This is a genomic window from Bacillus sp. P4_D3 (assembly GCF_056401855.1).
In genome coordinates, this window is the sequence record NZ_JBFUIN010000995.1 from 1 (window position 1) to 971 (window position 971).

The 971-nt window shown below is 30.4% G+C and carries 3 protein-coding genes; all 3 read left to right on the top strand.

From position 1 onward, the window contains the following. On the top strand, nucleotides 1–382 hold a 382-nt coding region (locus tag AC1DTM_RS28630; RefSeq protein ID WP_477001507.1), incomplete at its 5' end, for a DUF5085 family protein. A 77-nt stretch (nucleotides 383–459) separates the two neighbouring features. After that, nucleotides 460–729, top strand: a complete 270-nt coding sequence (locus tag AC1DTM_RS28635; protein ID WP_286119358.1) for a hypothetical protein — start codon at nucleotides 460–462, stop codon at nucleotides 727–729. Between the two features lie 21 nt (nucleotides 730–750). Continuing rightward, entirely contained in the window at nucleotides 751–918 is a 168-nt protein-coding gene (locus tag AC1DTM_RS28640) for a hypothetical protein (protein ID WP_154214434.1), read from the top strand. The last annotated feature ends 53 nt before the right edge of the window (nucleotides 919–971 follow it).

A 971-nucleotide genomic window follows, 5' to 3' on the forward strand; every position in this document is an offset into this window, starting at 1 on the left:
CTATACTGATATGGAAAAAGTAATAGAAGATTTGTTGGCAGAAATTGCGCAAGCGAATTTAACGGTCAAAGGCCCAATGTTTTATGCATTGAAAAATGTACCATCAGATGGAGATATGTTTATTGAATTATTTATGCCAGTACATGAGAGTAGTATTCCTATATCAGAAACAATGAAGTTTCGAAGTTATTATTATGTTGATAACATGCTAATGAAAAGATACGCAGGAGATTTTGAAAGATTAACAGAGTATGCGTATGCTGAGATGCTTCAGTATATGGAAGATAATGAGCTTGATATGATTTCGCCTATTTATCATATATTTAGCGGTGATGAAGAGCTACAGTATGTTGAAGTGAAAATTGCGGTGGATACACAATAATAATTTAACGTATTTTTAGTTCTGGAAAATGAAAAGTAAAAGCCTAATTGTTGTTTTTAGTGGGAAGAGGGCTACATATGTGGTTATTTTCAAAAGAAAAAACTTTGTACTTTCAACAAGAGTGTGAGGATAAAACTGGGGAATTAATTAATCTGCAAATCTTGGAGAAAGTACCAGTAGATGATTGCATAATAGCTGCTGAAATGATTGATGTATTGTTTATATACTCTGAACTTGCAAGGATTTTATATATGAGCAATAAAGAATTATTCCGAATGATTGCTATTTTTATTGGTGCATTTGAAATTTTCGTACAAATTTCAAATACAACGAAAGTGATTATTTAATGTATTCCAGTAGATGAAGAAATGGAAGAAAAAGTGTTTTCGGATATGAAAGTAATTGGTTTTAAATATAAGAAAAAATCCACTGATGAAGATATAGAAGAAATAGCAGAGTGGATGCTGGAATATAAAAAGATGTGTAAAAAAATAGCAGAGCACTATGAAACAGCTCAAAAAGAATCATTATTATAATTTAAGAATATCTGAGATTAATAAAACCTTCTCTTTTCATCAAAATGAGAAGG

Excerpts from the sequence above, each read along its gene's own strand:
- AC1DTM_RS28635 (WP_286119358.1), top strand. The coding sequence starts at position 460 with ATGTGGTTATTTTCAAAAGAAAAAACTTTGTACTTTCAACAAGAGTGT.
- AC1DTM_RS28640 (WP_154214434.1), top strand. The coding sequence starts at position 751 with ATGGAAGAAAAAGTGTTTTCGGATATGAAAGTAATTGGTTTTAAATAT.